Annotated in this window: 1 protein-coding gene; it reads left to right on the top strand. The window is 36.8% G+C overall.

Annotated features, from left to right (window positions below; genetic code table 11):
- On the top strand, positions 1-396 hold a 396-nt coding region (locus tag EMN46_RS19190; protein WP_229130444.1), incomplete at its 5' end, for a transposase.
- Between the last annotated feature and the right edge of the window lie 17 nt (positions 397-413).

The following is a 413-nucleotide window of genomic DNA, read 5'->3' as shown; positions in this document are numbered from 1 at the left end:
AGAGACTGGACTCTGTTTCGTGAATACTATTACCAGTTGCTTTCTCATTTAGGACAGCAAGCAGGTTCTAAGCAATGTAAATTCAGAATTAAATCAAAAATATTCCTTCTTGATTCCTCCACAATTAGTCTTTGTTTAAGCCTTTTTGATTGGGCAAAATATAAGACTGCCAAAGGGGCTGTAAAAATGCACACTTTGCTTGATTACGATGGCAATTTACCCGCTTATGTGAATATTACCGATGGGAAAACCGCTGACAATAAGGGTGCATATGACGTGCCATTACTAAAGGGAAGTGTCATTGTAGCTGATCGATTTTATAATGATTTTTCATTACTCAATGTCTGGGACAGCAAAGGCGTCTTCTTTGTGGTAAGGCACAAAGAAAATATCTAATTTAAGACCATAAAAGA

Origin of the sequence: Ancylomarina sp. 16SWW S1-10-2, from assembly GCF_009669305.1 — a bacterium.
Lineage (GTDB): Bacteria > Bacteroidota > Bacteroidia > Bacteroidales > Marinifilaceae > Ancylomarina.
The sequence above is the reverse complement of the archived record's forward strand: the minus strand, read 5'-3'. Positions and strand labels throughout refer to the sequence as shown.